This is a genomic window from Micromonospora zingiberis, from assembly GCF_004331455.1.
Lineage (GTDB): Bacteria > Actinomycetota > Actinomycetes > Mycobacteriales > Micromonosporaceae > Micromonospora > Micromonospora zingiberis.
The window spans coordinates 270,200-284,872 of record NZ_SJJR01000006.1; the positions used below are offsets into that span (position 1 = coordinate 270,200).

General features: G+C 72.4%; 13 protein-coding genes. 8 read left to right on the forward strand and 5 right to left on the reverse strand.

Annotation, left to right across the window (positions count from 1 at the left end; all coding sequences use genetic code 11):
- Positions 1–585 carry a TetR/AcrR family transcriptional regulator gene (locus E0H26_RS12295; RefSeq protein WP_206025033.1) on the reverse strand — a complete coding sequence of 195 codons (585 nt, stop codon included), beginning with the start codon at positions 583–585 and terminating at the stop codon, positions 1–3.
- Positions 586–693: 108 nt separating this feature from the next.
- Here E0H26_RS12295 and E0H26_RS12300 point away from each other — a divergent pair, with 108 nt between their 5' ends.
- A complete protein-coding gene (locus E0H26_RS12300) occupies positions 694–2,274 on the forward strand; it encodes an MDR family MFS transporter (RefSeq protein WP_131303720.1) in 1,581 nt (526 codons plus the stop codon).
- A gap of 127 nt (positions 2,275–2,401) precedes the next feature.
- Here E0H26_RS12300 and E0H26_RS12305 read toward each other — a convergent pair whose 3' ends face one another.
- Positions 2,402–4,312 (reverse strand): tetratricopeptide repeat protein, encoded by a 1,911-nt coding sequence (locus E0H26_RS12305; RefSeq protein ID WP_131303721.1) that lies wholly within the window; start codon positions 4,310–4,312, stop codon positions 2,402–2,404.
- 193 nt (positions 4,313–4,505) lie between these two features.
- On the opposite strand from E0H26_RS12305, the gene E0H26_RS12310 reads away from it, so the two are divergent.
- Positions 4,506–5,537 (forward strand): SIS domain-containing protein, encoded by a 1,032-nt coding sequence (locus tag E0H26_RS12310; RefSeq protein ID WP_131303775.1) that lies wholly within the window; start codon positions 4,506–4,508, stop codon positions 5,535–5,537.
- Between the two features lie 25 nt (positions 5,538–5,562).
- Positions 5,563–7,125: a PAS domain-containing sensor histidine kinase gene (locus E0H26_RS12315; RefSeq protein WP_131303722.1), complete on the forward strand. Its 1,563-nt coding sequence runs from the start codon at positions 5,563–5,565 to the stop codon at positions 7,123–7,125.
- A gap of 3 nt (positions 7,126–7,128) precedes the next feature.
- On the opposite strand, the gene E0H26_RS12320 is transcribed toward E0H26_RS12315, so the two are convergent.
- Positions 7,129–8,658, reverse strand: coding sequence for a glycosyltransferase family 39 protein (locus tag E0H26_RS12320; protein WP_131303723.1), 1,530 nt, complete (start codon positions 8,656–8,658; stop codon positions 7,129–7,131).
- A 334-nt stretch (positions 8,659–8,992) separates the two neighbouring features.
- On the opposite strand from E0H26_RS12320, the gene E0H26_RS12325 reads away from it, so the two are divergent.
- The 4 genes from E0H26_RS12325 to E0H26_RS12335 are packed head-to-tail and all read left to right on the forward strand — an operon-like array spanning position 8,993 to position 12,453.
- On the forward strand, positions 8,993–10,705 hold the full coding sequence (locus tag E0H26_RS12325; protein WP_131303724.1) for a nitrite/sulfite reductase: 1,713 nt from the start codon (positions 8,993–8,995) through the stop codon (positions 10,703–10,705).
- Between the two features lie 22 nt (positions 10,706–10,727).
- Positions 10,728–10,886 (forward strand): hypothetical protein, encoded by a 159-nt coding sequence (locus E0H26_RS29280; protein WP_165521828.1) that lies wholly within the window; start codon positions 10,728–10,730, stop codon positions 10,884–10,886.
- The gene (locus E0H26_RS12330; protein WP_131303725.1) at positions 10,883–11,647 is read left to right on the forward strand and encodes a phosphoadenylyl-sulfate reductase; all 765 of its coding nucleotides are present in this window, start codon (positions 10,883–10,885) and stop codon (positions 11,645–11,647) included. The genes E0H26_RS29280 and E0H26_RS12330 overlap by 4 nt, the downstream gene beginning before the upstream one ends.
- Positions 11,648–11,673: 26 nt before the next feature.
- Positions 11,674–12,453, forward strand: coding sequence for a sirohydrochlorin chelatase (locus tag E0H26_RS12335; protein WP_131303776.1), 780 nt, complete (start codon positions 11,674–11,676; stop codon positions 12,451–12,453).
- 133 nt (positions 12,454–12,586) lie between these two features.
- On the opposite strand, the gene E0H26_RS12340 is transcribed toward E0H26_RS12335, so the two are convergent.
- Both E0H26_RS12340 and E0H26_RS12345 read right to left on the reverse strand, forming a co-directional pair.
- The gene (locus tag E0H26_RS12340) at positions 12,587–12,844 is read right to left on the reverse strand and encodes a WhiB family transcriptional regulator (RefSeq protein WP_007072794.1); all 258 of its coding nucleotides are present in this window, start codon (positions 12,842–12,844) and stop codon (positions 12,587–12,589) included.
- Between the two features lie 444 nt (positions 12,845–13,288).
- Positions 13,289–14,233 carry a diacylglycerol/lipid kinase family protein gene (locus E0H26_RS12345; RefSeq protein WP_131303726.1) on the reverse strand — a complete coding sequence of 315 codons (945 nt, stop codon included), beginning with the start codon at positions 14,231–14,233 and terminating at the stop codon, positions 13,289–13,291.
- A 42-nt stretch (positions 14,234–14,275) separates the two neighbouring features.
- Between E0H26_RS12345 and E0H26_RS12350 the strand changes: the two genes are divergently transcribed.
- Positions 14,276–14,665: a hypothetical protein gene (locus tag E0H26_RS12350; protein WP_131303727.1), complete on the forward strand. Its 390-nt coding sequence runs from the start codon at positions 14,276–14,278 to the stop codon at positions 14,663–14,665.
- The last annotated feature ends 8 nt before the right edge of the window (positions 14,666–14,673 follow it).

Sequence of the window (14,673 nt, forward strand, 5' to 3'; positions counted from 1 at the left end):
TTAGGGGGTGGGGGGTGGTGGGGCGATGGCGGTGAGGAGTTCGTTGGCGACTTCCAGGGCGACCTGTTTGCGTTCGGCGTCGGTGATGCCGGGGGTGCGTACGGCGAACCAGCTGCTGTGCACCGCGAACAGGGCCAGGGCGGCACGCAACTGCCCGCCGGGTGAGTCGTCCCCGGCGCAGAGCACGTTGGCCAGCCGGAACATCCGCTCGCGGATCTCGCGGCCGGCGGAGAGGCTCTTGAGCGCCGTCTGGTTCTGCTCGAAGAAGCGCATCACCGAGGGCTGCCCCCCGCTGAACATGGTCTCGGCGTAGCGCTCGATGACCGCGTGGCGGGTGGCCAGCGTGGGCGGCTGGGTCTCCGCCCATGCGATGAGGGCGTCCATCCGGACCAGTCGGTCCTCGACGACGCTGGTGACGATCTCGTCTTTGCTCTTGAAGTGGTAGTAGAGGGCGGCCTTGGTCACACCGAGCCGCTCGGCGACCTCGCGTAACGAGGTGGCCTCGTAGCCCTGCTCGGTGAAGAGCTCCAGCGCGACGGCCTTGATCCGCTCCCGCGTGCCGCCTGTGCTTTGGCTCACCCGCACCACCCAAATCGCTTGACCGTTGTTCGCTGTCGAACTTACCGTCCGGCTAGTAAGGTGGCTAGCCGGACGGCAAGTAAGTGCGCCGTATCTCGGGGGGAGAGCTTACCCATGGCTCAGCAAACACAGGCCGTAGCGCGACCCAACGTCCGCGTCGTGCTCTTCGGTCTGATGATCGCCATGATGCTGGCGATGCTCGACAATATGATCGTCAGCACTGCGCTGCCGCGCATCGTCGGCGAGTTCGGCGGCCTGAACCACTTCACCTGGGTGGTGACCGCGTACGTGCTGGGCACCACGGTCTCGACCCCGATCTGGGGCAAGCTCGGTGATCTCTACGGCCGCAAGGCGGTGTTCCTCACCGCAGTGGTGATCTTCCTGATCGGGTCGGCGCTGTGCGGGATGTCCGGGTCCGGATTCCTCGGCGGTCCGCAGGAGGGCATGGTCCAGTTGATCGCCTTCCGGGCCGTGCAGGGCCTGGGCGCCGGCGGCCTGATGGTCGGCGTGATGGCGATCATCGGCGACCTGGTTCCGCCCCGGGAGCGGGGCCGCTACCAGGGCATGATCGCCGGGATCATGGCCATCGCGATGGTGGCCGGTCCGCTGGTCGGCGGCTTCATCACCGACCACCTGTCCTGGCGGTGGGCGTTCTACGTCAACCTCCCGCTGGGCGGCGTGGCACTGGCCGTGCTCATCGCCACCATGCACCTGCCGAAGTACCGCACCGAGCACCGCATCGACTGGCTCGGCGCCGCGCTGCTGTCGGTCGGCATCACGTCGGTCGTGCTGATCACCACCTGGGGCGGTAACGAGTACGCCTGGCGCTCGCCGCAGATCCTCGGCCTGGTCGTGCTCGCGGCCATCGCGCTGGTGCTGTTCGGGTTCGTCGAGCGACGGGCCGCCGAGCCGATTCTGCCGCTGGCTCTGTTCGCCAACCGGAACTTCGCCCTCATCTCGGTGATCGGCTTCCTGCTCGGCTTCGCGATGTTCGGCGCGATGAACTTCCTGCCGCTCTACCAGCAGACCGTGCAGGGCGCCTCGGCCACCAACTCCGGCCTGCTGCTGCTGCCGTTGATGTTCGGCATGCTGGTGGTCTCGCTGGTCGTCGGCCGGGCGATCACCCGAACCGGCCGGTACCGGATCTTCCCGATCGTCGGCGGTGTGGTGATGGCCGTCGGGCTCGCCCTGCTGAGCCTGCTGGACGCGAACACCGGCAAGGTCGAGTCGTCGATCTACATGATCGTGCTCGGGGTCGGCATGGGCTTCCTCATGCAGACGACGATGCTGATCGCGCAGAACAGCGTCGAGCAGAAGGACCTCGGTGCGGCCAGCGGTGCGGCCACCTTCTTCCGCTCCATCGGTGGGTCGTTCGGCATCTCGCTGTTCGGTGCCATCTTCGCCAACCGGCTGGCCGGATCAGCGGCCGGCGAGGCGTTCGGCGGTGGCGGCGAGGGCGGCGCGGCGATGAACATCGAGGCGCTCAAGGAACTGCCGGCCCAGGCCCGCGAACTGGTGCTGGGTGGCCTGGCGGACGCGATCTCGCACGTCTTCCTCTGGGCGGTGCTCTTTGCCGTACTGGTGCCGGTGCTGGCCTGGTTCGTCCGGGAGATTCCGCTGCGCACCAGCAACGAGCCCACCGGCACCCCCGAGGAGCAGGCCGAAACCGCCCTCGCCCGCACCCCGGCCGCCTGAAAGGAAGGGCCCCCTGTTAACGCCTCGCGTATAGCAGGGGGCCCTTTTAACACTTCCCGGCCGTCGCCCGGCTGACCGTCGCCGCGTACGTGCCGCCCCGCCCGGGGCGGCCGGCGGGCTGGTGCGGTCAGGGCGGGGGTGGGCCGGGCAGGCGCGGCCGGAACGGGCGTAGGAGCCGGCGCAGCAGGGCACGCAGCACGCCACGGCCGGGCCGGGCGGGTACCCGGGCCAGTGTGCGCGCCAGGGCCAGGCTGTCCGGATCGAGATCCGGGGTGGCGAGCGCCAGATGGGCCAGCGAGACGGCCATGGAGACCCGGCCGGCCTGCGCCGCCTCGGCCACCGCCGTCAGTCGTTCGGCGACCACCCGGGCCACGTCGGGCCGCACCGCCGGATCCACCCAGGCGGCCGTCACCAGGGCGAACAGGGCCGCCTCGGTGACCTCCGCCGCCTGGGCCAGTTCCACCAGCACCCGGCGTCGGGTCGAGGAGGCCCAGGGCTCGTCGGTGCGGTGGTGCAGCAGGCCGAGGCAGGTCCAGACCCGCACGCAACGGACCCATAGCGCGGGATCCTGGCCGGACAGCACCCGACCCAGTGCGGTCTGCGGGGTCTCGGGCGGGTGGGCCAGCAGGCCCAGCAGGTCGGTCAGGTCGAGGGTGGCCAGCGCGACCGCCGTGTCGTACGCCGCCGGCGGGTGCGGCCAGGCCGGATGGGCCAACTCGCGCAGCCGGCGGGCCGCTTCCGCCGAGGGGGGCGACGGGACCCGACGTGCCGCCGATCGCACCGGATCGGCCCCGCCGGCCGGCGACGACTCCGGCCGGGCCACCGAACCGTTCGACGGCGAGGCGACGTCCGACTCGGCCGGCGGCGAGACGATCGCCGGGTCGGTCGGCGGCGAGACGAGCGCCGGGTCGGTCGGCGGCGAGACGAGCGCCCGGTCTGTCGGCCGCGAGGCGACGCCGGAGTCGGTCGATGGCGAGGTGGTGGACGGGTCAGTCGGCGGCGAGGCGATGCCGGAGTTGGCCGACGGCGGGGCGAGCGCCGGGTCGGCGGTCGGCGGTGGGGTCAACTGTCCCAACCACGGACGGCCACGGCAGCACTCGGCCAGATCGGCGTGCTCGTGCGAGTCGTCCGGATTGTCGCGGATGAAGTCGGCTAGCGCGACCAGGTGACGTACCTCGCCGTCACGCTGGAAACGCAGCCGGTGCGCGGTGTGTACCGCGCAGTCGAAGGACGGGTTACGGACCAGTGCCTGCTCGATCCAGCCCAGCGCCTCCTCCAGCCGGCCGTGGTCGGCCAGCGTGCCGGCGATGTCGGCGTACACCGCCAGGTCGTCCGGGTCGTGGTCGACGGCGCGGCGGAGCGCGGCGAGCCCTTCCCGGGTCCGGCCGGCGCTGCGCAGCGCGTACCCGAGCCAGACCTCGCCCATCTTCGACGGCGCCGCGCGTACGCCCCGGGTGGCCCAGCGGACCGCGAGCGGCACCTCGCCCACCCGCCGGGCCAGCGCGGACGCCGTGCCCAGCAGCAGGGCGTGCTCGGGGTGGACGGTGACCGCGTTGTGGGCCAGCGTCAGGTACGGCGCCAGGGCAGCCCGGTCGGCCGGCGGCACCGGGTCGGGGGCGGCGGCGCAGACCTGCATCAGCACCCGCGCCGCCTGGTCCGGGCCGATCCGTTCGGCCAGGTCGGGCGAGGTCACCCAGGGCACCCCGGCCCAGTTCGTACCGGGTGCGTGCGCGCTGGCGGCGACCAGCAGGTCGAGACCTTCGGCCGGGCGGCCGGCCGCGGCCAGCAGGTGCGCTCGGGCGACCACCGCCCCGACGAAGGTGTGGTGTTGCAGCGGAAAGAGATCCAACCCGCCGGAACCACTGGCCGTGGCCAACCGGGCGAGCGTCTCGTGCACCTCGGGCATGGTCGGAGCGCGGGCCAGCGCGCCCGCGAGATGGCCGGCCGCGTGCGTGAGGTCACCGGCGTCCAGGGCTGTTCGGGCCCGGGCCAGTTCCTCCGTCACCGGCAACGCCCGATCGTCCGTTCCCTCGGCCACGTCGTCCTCTCACTGGTCGGTACCGGATGGCGGTGAGGCCGGGTCAGCGTAGGTGACGGCATCTAGTTTTGGTGATCAGCTGCGCGATAGTGCTCGTTCAATTGCCTGAATGGATCGAAAGGTGCAAGACTGAGCAGGAAACGCGCGGATATCGCGCAGGGGAGGAGCTTTCGTGACGCGCCCAGGAAGCGGCATGGCCGCCGACATCGACGAGCAGCCAACGGGTTACGAGCGACTGCTCGACGCCGAGTACGCCGCGCCGATCGCCCGCGTCGCGGCGGCCATCGCCGAGCGTCGGCCACGGCACGTGGTGTTCACCGCGCGGGGCACCTCCGACCACGCCGCGCTCTACGCGGCGTACCTCGCCGAGATCCGTCTCGGCCTGCCGGCCGGTCTCGCCTCACCGAGCGCGATCACCCTCTTCGGCGCCCGGCCGGACCTGTCCGACGCCCTGGTCGTCGGGGTCAGCCAGAGCGGTGGCTCGCCGGACCTGACCGAGGTGCTGCGGGTCGCCCGCGACGCCGGGGCGCTCACCCTCGCGGTGACCAACGCACCGGACTCGCCGCTGGCGGCGGCCGCCGAACTCGGCATCGACATCGCGGCCGGACACGAGCGGGCGGTGGCGGCCACCAAGACGTACACCGCCGAACTGCTCGCCCTGCTGCTGCTGGTCGAGGGGATCCGAGCCGGCGACGGGGTGTTGCCCGAGGCGGAACGCCGGGCCCTGGCCGACCTGCCCGAGCTGGCCGCCCGTACGTTGGCCGACCCCACCCCGACCCAGCTCGCACCGCGCTACCGGTTCGCCGGCCAACTGGTCACCACCGGCCGGGGGTACGCGTACCCGACCGCGCGGGAGGCGGCACTGAAGTTGATGGAGACCTCCTACCTGCCGGCACTGGCCTTCTCCGGGGCCGACCTGCTGCACGGCCCGCTGGCCATGACCGATCCGGACGTGCCGGTGCTGGCGGTGGTCGGCTCGGGCCCCGGCGGTCGGGCGATGGGCGAGGTGCTGCCCCGGCTGGGCGAGCGGCGGGCCGACGTGGTCGTGGTCGGCTCCGCCGAGATCGCGGGGGCCACCCGGCTCGCGGTACCCGACGTCGAGGAGCGGTACGCCCCGCTGCTGGACATCCTGCCGCTGCAACGGCTGGCGCTCGCGCTGGCCCTGGCCAGAGGTGAGGACCCGGACGCGCCACGAGGGTTGAAGAAGGTCACCGCGACGATGTGACCGCCCGCGTGGCACCCTGGTCGGCGTGTCCACGCTGCGCGACCTCGCCGAGGAGCACACCCGTCTCCGCCCGGCCGACATCGACCACCTGCACCGCATCGCCGGTGACTGGCAACTGCTGTCCGACCTCTCCTTCGCCGACCTGCTGCTCTGGGTGCCGGTGGACGGCGAGGGCAGCTTCCTCTGCGTCGCCCAGGTGCGCCCGACGACGGCGCCCACCGCCTACCAGGACGACCAGGTGGGGCGGATCGTCGGCGGCCCGGAGGTGGCGCATCTGGAGATCGCGTACGGGCAGGGGCGGATCTGGCGGGAGGGTGACCCGGTCTGGTACGGCGACGTGCCCGCCCGGCACGAGGCGATCCCGGTCCGGCTGCGGGCCGCCGACGGCGAGTCCGGCGAGGTGATCGCCGTGGTGGGCCGGGACACCAACCTGTCCACCGCGCGCACCCCCAGCCAGCTGGAGCTGAATTACCTGACCACGGCCGACGACCTGGCCCAGATGATCGCCGACGGCACCTTCCCGCCGCCCCGGCATCCGGGCGAGACCACCTCGGCGCCCCGGGTCGGTGACGGCCTGGTCCGGCTGGACGCCGGTGGCAAGGTCACCTACGCCAGCCCGAACGCGCAGTCGGCGTACCGGCGGCTGGGTTACGCCTCGCACCTGGTGGGCGAGGATCTCGCGGCGCTGCACCGCCGACTGGCCAACGATCCGTTGGAGGGCACGGAAGCCGCCAACGGCATCCTCGCCGCCCTGCGCGGCGAGGCGCCGCCCCGGCGGGAGATCGACGCCCGCGGCGCGACCATGCTCACCCGGGCCCTGCCGCTGATGCCCGCCGGAGTGCCGATCGGCGCGCTGGTCCTGGTCCGCGACATCACCGAGGTACGCCGCCGCGACCGCGCTCTGATCACCAAGGACGCCACCATCCGGGAGATCCATCACCGGGTGAAGAACAATCTGCAGACCGTCGCGGCCCTGCTGCGGCTACAGGCCCGCCGGGTCGCCATGCCCGAGGCGCGGGTCGCCCTGGAGGAATCCGTCCGCCGGGTGGCGTCGATCGCCCTGGTGCACGAGACGCTCTCCATGTCCAGCGATGAGGCGGTCGAGTTCGACGGGATCGTCGACCGGGTGGCCAGCGCGGCGACCGAGGTGGCGGCGACCGAGGTGCCGGTCGGCATGCGGCGTACGGGAAGCTTCGGCGTACTGCCCGCCGAGATCGCCACGTCGCTGGTGATGGTGCTCAACGAGTTGCTGCTCAACGCCGTCGAACACGGCTTCCCGCCGACCGGTGAGGCCGACGAGGGCGTGCCGGAGCCGGCTCCCGCCCCGCCCCAGCCGGCGGCGGGGGAGCAGCCGCCACAGGTCGTGGTCTCCGCGCACCGGTTGCGCAAGACGTTGCATGTCACGGTCGCCGACAACGGTCGAGGACTACCGGACGGATTCGACGCCGACGGCGGTGCCAAGCTCGGGTTGCAGATCGTCCGAGCGCTGGTCACCGGCGAACTGCGCGGCAGCATCGAGCTGCGCAACGGCGCCGAGGGGGGCACCGAAGCCGTCCTCACCGTCCCGCTGGCCCGCCCCGCGTCCTGAGCGTCACCGGGTGAGCAGGGCGATGGTCAGGCCGGGGCGGGGCCAGGTGCGGGCGACGGTGTAGCGGGTGCGCAGGGCGTCTCCCTTGGGGCCGGGGACGGCGCCCAGCGGGTCGGGTTGACGGCCGGCCACCACCAGCCAGACCCGCTCCGCGTCGGCCAGGCACTCCGCCGGGCGGTCGCACTCGGTGGCCCACAGGTCGCCCCGGCGGTTCTGCTCCTCGGCCAGCAGCGCGTCGCGGGGTGCCTGCCCGCGCAGGTGGTAGCGCAGGCCCAGGTCGAGGAAGAGCCAGCTGTCGCGGGGGGAGTAGACCACCGCGTCGCCGGGGCGCTGGCCGGCCGCGATGAGCTGAGCCGCGCCCTGGTAGTCGACGGTGGCGGTGCGTGGCCATTCGTGCGTACGACGCAGCGCGACCTGGTCCGGCAGCCCGAGCAGTCCGGCCAGGCTCACCACGACGAGCGCCACCGCGAGGCGGGCCGAGGCCAGCGCGGCGCCGGCCAGCAGGCAACCGAAGGGCAGCACGAAGACCAGGTAGCGGGGAACCCACAGCGGGACGACCAGTCCGGCGGCGAACAGCAGCAGCACCGGCAGCAGCACGCAGGCCACCGGGAGCGCCGCGCGTCGGCCGAGCCACCCGGCGCCGAGTGTCGCCAGCGCCACCAGCAGGCCGCCCACCGCCGCGCTCTGGGTCAGGCCGCCCGGAAGTGCGGCCAGGTCGCCGAGCCGGACGAGGTCCACCCAGTCCAGCTGGCGGGAGCGCTGCTGCCGGGCGCGCAGGGCCAGCGGCGTCAGCACCAGCGCCACCGGCACCAGGGCGAGCAGGAAACACCACAGCGGGGCGCGCCGGCTGGGGCTGCGGCCCGCCGACGAGTAGCGGGATGCGGCGTCGGCCGGGGGAGTACGTCGACCGCCCTGGCCGAGCACCACGACGGCGTGCGCGGCGAGCAGGGTCAGCGCGATCAGATGGGTCAGCCCGAGCGCGGCCGTGGCGAGGGCGTACGCCGCCCACCGAACCCAGCCGGGCCGGCGTAGGGCGTCGACCAGCAGCAGGGTGCTCAACACGGCGAGCGCGGTGGCCAGGGCGTACGGCCGAGCCTCCTGGCCGTACCGGGAGGTGGCGGGTAGCACCGCGAACAGCAGCCCGGCGAGGACGCCGACGCGGGCGTCCCACAGCCGTTGGCCGAGTACGGCGATCAGTCCGGCGGCGGCCGTCATCGCCAGCGCGGACGGCAGTCGCAGCGCGGCCACCGAGTCGCCGGCGACCGTCAGCCAGGCGTGCATGAGCAGGTAGTAGGGCCCGGTGGCGGCGTCGATGGTGCCGGCGAGCCGGAGCAGGCCGCCCGCCGGGCGGGCGGCGGCGCTCCAGGTGGCCAGCTCGTCCCGCCAGGGCTGTGCGGCGTCCAGCCCGACCAGCGTGACGATCAGGGTGAGGCCGGCCGGCGCCAGCCACACCGGTACGGCGCGCAGCCCGACTCCGCTGAGCCGAACGCCCACTCCGGCGGCCGGGACCGACCTACCGGACAAATCCCCCATGACGCGAGCCTGCCACACGGCCGGCCCGTCGGTGGCGGCAGCGGCCGCCCGTGATGTGGGATCCCGCACCTGCTCATTGGCTGGCCCATGGGAGGTGTGGCAGCATGGCGGTCATGACTGCCGCTGTGGTCCGCCGCTTCGTGGCTCGCCGCCACGTCGATTACGGCCGCGTGCGCAGCGCCATCTGTCCGGCCCACTGACGACGCCCGACCATTCTGCCTCGGGTACGCAGCGCGCCGGCCGCCCAAGACACCGTTGTCCACGGCCCCACCGGGAGCCGGTCGTCACGTCCGCGTACCCACCCGAGGCACCGCAGACAACGGAGGACGCCGCGATGGCGGTCAGCGACATTCCGGCCCGCACCGGGGACCCCTCGGCGCGCCCCGCACGGGCCCCGCGCCGCGCCCGGGGCGAGGGCCAGTGGGCGCTCGGGCACCGCGAGCCGCTCAACCCCAACGAGCGGATCAAGAAGGACGACAACCCGCTGAACGTGCGGGACCGGATCGAGAACATCTACGCCCACCGTGGCTTCGCCTCGATCGACCCGCAGGATCTGCGTGGCCGGTTCCGCTGGTGGGGCCTCTACACCCAGCGCAAGGCGGGAATCGACGGCGGGCGTACCGCCGTGCTCGAACCGCACGAGCTGGAAGACGAGTACTTCATGCTGCGGGTACGCGTCGACGGCGGGCAGCTCGACCTGGCCCAGTTGCGGACCATCGCCGAGATCTCCCGTGAGTTCGCCCGGGACACCGCCGACATCACCGACCGGCAGAACATCCAGTACCACTGGATCCGGGTGGAGGACATGCCGGAGATCTGGCGGCGGCTGGAGTCGGTCGGCCTGCAGACCACCGAGGCGTGTGGCGACTGCCCCCGCATCGTGCTCGGCAGCCCGGTCGCCGGGGTGGCCGAGGCCGAGCGGATCGACCCGACCTCGGCGATCGACGAGATCGTCCGGCGGTACGTCGGCGACAAGCAGTACTCCAACCTGCCCCGCAAGTTCAAGTCGTCGATCTCCTGGCTGGTGGACACCCCGTACGAGGCCAACGACATCGCCTTCCTCGGCGTCGACCACCCCGAATACGGCCCCGGCTTCGACGTGTGGGTCGGTGGCGGGCTGTCCACCAACCCGATGCTGGCCCAGCGGCTCGGCGTCTGGGTGCCGCTCGGGGAGGTGCCCGACGTCTGGGCCGGTGTGGTCGGCATCTTCCGCGACTACGGCTACCGACGCCTGCGCCACCGCGCCCGGCTGAAGTTCCTGGTCGCCGACTGGGGCGTGACGAAGTTCCGCGAGGTGCTGGAGAAGGAGTACCTGGGCCGGACGCTGCTCGACGGGCCCGCCCCGGAGCTGCCGGACAAGCCGATCGACCACATCGGCGTGCACGCCCAGCGGGACGGCCGCAACTACGTCGGTGCCGCCCCGGTGGTCGGGCGGGTCTCCGGTAGCCAGCTCGCCCAACTTGCCGACGTGGTCGAGGCGCACGGCAGCGGCCGGGTGCGGCTCACGCCGTACCAGAAGCTGCTGGTGCTCGACGTGCCGCCGGAGCGGACCGAGTCACTGGTCGCGGGCCTGCGCGAGATCGGCCTCGAAGCCCGTCCGTCGGCCTGGCGGCGCGGCACCATGGCCTGCACCGGCATCGAGTACTGCAAGCTGGCCATCGTCGAGACCAAGGCGCGTGGCGAGGACCTGGTGGCCCGGCTGGAGCAGCGGCTACGCGACTTCGACACGGACATCTCCATCCACATCAACGGCTGCCCGAACGCCTGCGCCCGCACCCAGGTCGCCGACATCGGCCTCAAGGGGCAACTGGTGACCGGGCCGGACGGCCGTCAGGTGGAGGGCTTCCAGGTGCACCTCGGCGGCGGGCTGGGCATGGCCGAGGGCCAGACCGCCGGCTTCGGCCGCAAGCTACGCGGGCTCAAGACGACCGCCGAGGAACTTCCCGAGTACGTCGAGCGGCTGGCCCGGGGCTACCTGGCCGGCCGGACCGAGGGCGAGAGCTTCGCCAACTGGGTGATCAGGGCCGACGAGGAGCAACTGCGATGACCGAGCGTAGCGAGGTGACGCGATGAGTGAGACCCGTTCCGCGCCGCTGTACTGCCCGTACTGCGGTGAGGAGAACCTACGGCCGAGCGAGACCGGGCACGGCGCGTGGGAGTGCCACGCCTGTGCCCGGGTCTTCACGGTCCGCTTCACCGGCCTGCTGTCGCGGGGGGTGGCCCGATGAGCGCCCTGCTCTCCGCCGCCGGCCTCGGGCTGGTCGGCACCGGCCCGTCCGCTTCCGCCGACCCTACCCGGCGTGACTCGGCCCAACTGCGCGAGCTGGCCGAGCGGGCCGGCCGGGAGTTGGAGGGGGCGCCGGCACTGGAGATCGCCCGGTGGGCCGCGGAAACCTTCGGCGACCGGTTCTGCGTGACCAGCTCGATGGCCGACGCGGTGCTGGCTCACCTGGTCTCCCGGGTGGCGCCCGGGGTGGACGTGGTCTTCCTCGACACCGGGCTGCACTTTCCGGAGACTCTCGCGGTGCGGGACGAGGTGGCCCGGCGGTTGCCGGTCAACGTCCGGTCCATCCGGCCCCGGCTCACCGTCGGCCAGCAGGACGGCGAGTACGGGCCCCGGCTGTTCAACAAGTCGCCGGACGAGTGCTGCCAGCTGCGCAAGGTGGAGCCGCTGGAACGGGCCCTCGCCGGGTACGACGCCTGGGCGGCCGGGCTGCGGCGCGACGAGTCGCCGACCCGGGCCAACACCCCGGTCGTCACCTTCGACCCCCGCCGGGGCAAGGTCAAGGTCAACCCGATCGCGGCCTGGACCCAGGCGGACGTCGACGGCTACATCGCCCGGTGGAACGTGCCGGTCAACGAGTTGTTCCGGCGCGGCTACGGCTCCATCGGCTGCTGGCCCTGCACCCGACGGACCGGGGCCGGCGAGGACCCGCGCGCCGGACGGTGGGCGATGTTCGAGAAGACCGAGTGCGGGCTGCACCTCTGACCGAACGGGCGGAGCCGCCCGGCGGCCTGGTCCGGCCCGGGGGGCACGGGCCGGGCGGGGATCCCGTGCTCCTGGTAGCCCACGGCAGCCGTGATCCCCGGGCGGCCGACGCGACCCGGGCCCTGGCCCGGGCGATCTCGGCCGCCCGGCCCGGCACACCGGTGCTGGCCAGTTGGCTCGACCACACCGAGCCCGGTCCGACCGAGGCGTTGCGAGGGCTGGCTGCCGCCGGGCATCGCCGGGCGGTCCTGGTGCCGCTCCTGCTCACCGCCGCGTACCACCGGCGGGTGGACATTCCTGCGGCGGTGGCCGCCGCCCAGCAGTCCGGGCCCCCGATCCGGGTCGCCGTCACCGACGTACTCGGCCCGGTGGGCGATGAGGTGGACCGGGCGCTCCTGGCCGGATTGCGGCGACGACTGGCCGAGGCGGATCCGGGCCGGTTCGACGCGCTGGTGCTGGCGGCGGCGGGCACCCGCGATCCGGCCGCCCGCGCGTCCGTGGGTCGGGTGGCCAGGGCGCTCGGTGCCGCTCTCGGCACACCGACCCGGGTCTCGTACGCCTCGGCGGCGCCGCCGGCCGTCGACGTCGCGGTCCAGCGGCTACGTACCGCCGGTGCGCGCCGGGTCGCGGTGGCCGCGTACTTCCTGGCTCCTGGCCTGTTCCACGACGCGGTGGCCGCCGCAGCCCGCGCCGCCGGCGCCGTGGCGGTGGCCGCCCCCCTGACGGACGCACCCGAAGTGGTCGACCTGGTCCTGCACCGAGCAACCGCCCACCTTCCGACCACCCGCATTGATCACGCTGGGTAGTGGCGTCGTTGCTCTCGCGTCCGCCGCTGACGGTAGGACCGACGCGCGACGGGGAGGGCGGGCAGCAGAACGCCCCGGTGGGGTTAGCCGACCGGGGCGTACCTGCTTGCTTGTGATGTGGGTGTGGGTTGGGTCAGGCGGAGTGAGCGCGCAGCACCCGGAGGCCGCCGCGCCGCTTGACAGCGCGCCGCTCCTCCTCGCTCATCCCGCCCCAGACGCCAGCGTCCTGACCGGACTCCAGCGCCCACTGCAGGCACTGGTCGGTCACGGAGCAGCGCCGGCAGACGGCCTTGGCCTGCTCGACCTGCAGGAGAGCCGGACCGGACGTCCCGATCGGGAAGAACAGCTCCGGGTCCTCGTCGCGGCAGACAGCATGGTGACGCCAGTCCATGGCGGCAACACTCCTCATTCTGGATGGGTGGCAGATGTTGCTGTTGGTGCTTTTCCTATATGCGTCCGCAATGCCGATGGTGACGGTTTGCGTCCGTCAATTCGGCAGTGCGTGAGCAGGCTCGCTAGCTCCAGGACCTGCCGGAACGCTCAACCTCCCGAGCGTATCCAGGCAATGTCCCGGTAACTCAAGTTCGCTTGTGAATACTTTCACGAACTCACGGAATGTCAAGGGTGGCGCTCGGAAAAACTCCGTGCGGTGAGCAAGCCCACAACCCATTTGTCCGGGTTCTGGATTGCTCCAGGCACCCGGCTTACCACAGTCGAGGATCAATATAGTACAGTCCGCCGGACAATGCTGACATTTCCGGCATGGTCCCGGGGTGTCGCGGTCGTCGCGCGCTGGGGGTCGCGCCGGCCAACTCCGCCCCGTGGTACCGGAGACCTAACAGATTACTCTGAGTGCGGCGGGAACGGAGGTGAATCTGACTTTTTCCCGCTCGCCAAGATAGTCCCCATCGAGCTGGAACGCCTGCGGACGGCTTGCGACCAGCGTGAACTCCGCTACGTCATGTCGGCGTAACACCTGACGTCCTCGCGGATTGGGCGTGTTGGAGAGGAACTGCGTCACGGTACGTGTCGTACTGGCGACGCCAAGCTGGCGAAAGGCCATCACGTCCAGCCCCAGATCGAAGGACGCCTCCGGGTTCGGGTTGGCCTCCCGGTCACCGACGTACGTCCACGGGGCGGTGTTCTGCACGATGATGCTCGCCAGCTCACCCTCTGTCGCCTCGCCCGGCTGTTCCAGTTGGATCGCCGGGTGGCGCCGCTCGGCGCCGAACAGGAACTGCGCGGTGAAGGCGCGGAAGTAGAGCCCCGGCGAGGAGACCCGACCCCGGCGACGGGCCTCCTCGACGCGGTGGATGACCGCCGCGTCGAGCCCGAAGCCGGCACAGAAGGTGAAGTAGCGGTCGTCGGCGCGACCGAGGCCGATCGTGCGGCGCCGGCCCAGCCGCAGCCCCTCCAGGATCATGCTGGCGCCCTCCGCCCACTCCCGGGGTAGGCCCAGCGCCCGTGCGAAGACGTTGGTCGAGCCGCCCGGCACGGTGGCCAACGCGGGCAGCCGGTCGGCGGTGGGCGGCTGGCCGTCGGCGCTGGTCGCCGACATCAGCCCGTTGACCACCTCGTTGACCGTGCCGTCTCCACCGAGGGTGACCACCACGTCGACGCCCTCGGCGGCGGCCTCTCTGGCCAGTGTGGTGGCGTGACCTCGCTGCCGGGTGTACCGGACGGAGAGATCGACCTCGCTGCGCAGCGCCCGGACCAGTACGTCCCGCGCACGCTCGCTGGTAGTGGTGGCCTTCGGATTGACCAGCAGGACGGCCCGCATGGGCGGCACTGTACTCCGCGACGGCACGGGTATCGTGACCGCGTGACCATCGACTCCGACCCGACCCCTGTCACACTCCGTTGGGCGGTTCGACTGCTGCGCGTCGAGGCGGTCGCCGTCGGGCTGGTCGCCGCCTGGCTGGTCGTCGCCGACCTCACGGCCACCACCACGCACCTGACGTCGGCGTTGTTGGTCACCGCCTTCGCCATCGGTGCCGCGGTCGCGCTCTGGGCGTTGGGAAGCGCACTGCTGCGCCACCGGGCCGGCGCCCGGGCGCCCGCCATCGTGCTTCAGCTCATGCTGCTGCCGATCGGCTGGTTCATGATCCAAGGGGGGATGGGCTGGCTCGGCGTACCGCTGATCGCGCTCGGCCTCGGCGTCACCTGGCTGCTGGTGAGCCCGCCCACCACCCGCGCCCTCGGGTTCGAGTGAGCGCGTCC

What these genes read in the sequence shown, in the direction of transcription:
- E0H26_RS12300 (WP_131303720.1), top strand. Translation starts at nt 694, where the DNA reads ATGGCTCAGCAAACACAGGCCGTAGCGCGACCCAACGTCCGCGTCGTG.
- E0H26_RS12310 (WP_131303775.1), top strand. Translation starts at nt 4,506, where the DNA reads ATGGCCGCCGACATCGACGAGCAGCCAACGGGTTACGAGCGACTGCTC.
- E0H26_RS12320 (WP_131303723.1), bottom strand. Translation starts at nt 8,658, where the DNA reads ATGGGGGATTTGTCCGGTAGGTCGGTCCCGGCCGCCGGAGTGGGCGTT.
- E0H26_RS12325 (WP_131303724.1), top strand. Translation starts at nt 8,993, where the DNA reads ATGGCGGTCAGCGACATTCCGGCCCGCACCGGGGACCCCTCGGCGCGC.
- E0H26_RS29280 (WP_165521828.1), top strand. Translation starts at nt 10,728, where the DNA reads ATGAGTGAGACCCGTTCCGCGCCGCTGTACTGCCCGTACTGCGGTGAG.
- E0H26_RS12330 (WP_131303725.1), top strand. Translation starts at nt 10,883, where the DNA reads ATGAGCGCCCTGCTCTCCGCCGCCGGCCTCGGGCTGGTCGGCACCGGC.
- E0H26_RS12340 (WP_007072794.1), bottom strand. Translation starts at nt 12,844, where the DNA reads ATGGACTGGCGTCACCATGCTGTCTGCCGCGACGAGGACCCGGAGCTG.
- E0H26_RS12345 (WP_131303726.1), bottom strand. Translation starts at nt 14,233, where the DNA reads ATGCGGGCCGTCCTGCTGGTCAATCCGAAGGCCACCACTACCAGCGAG.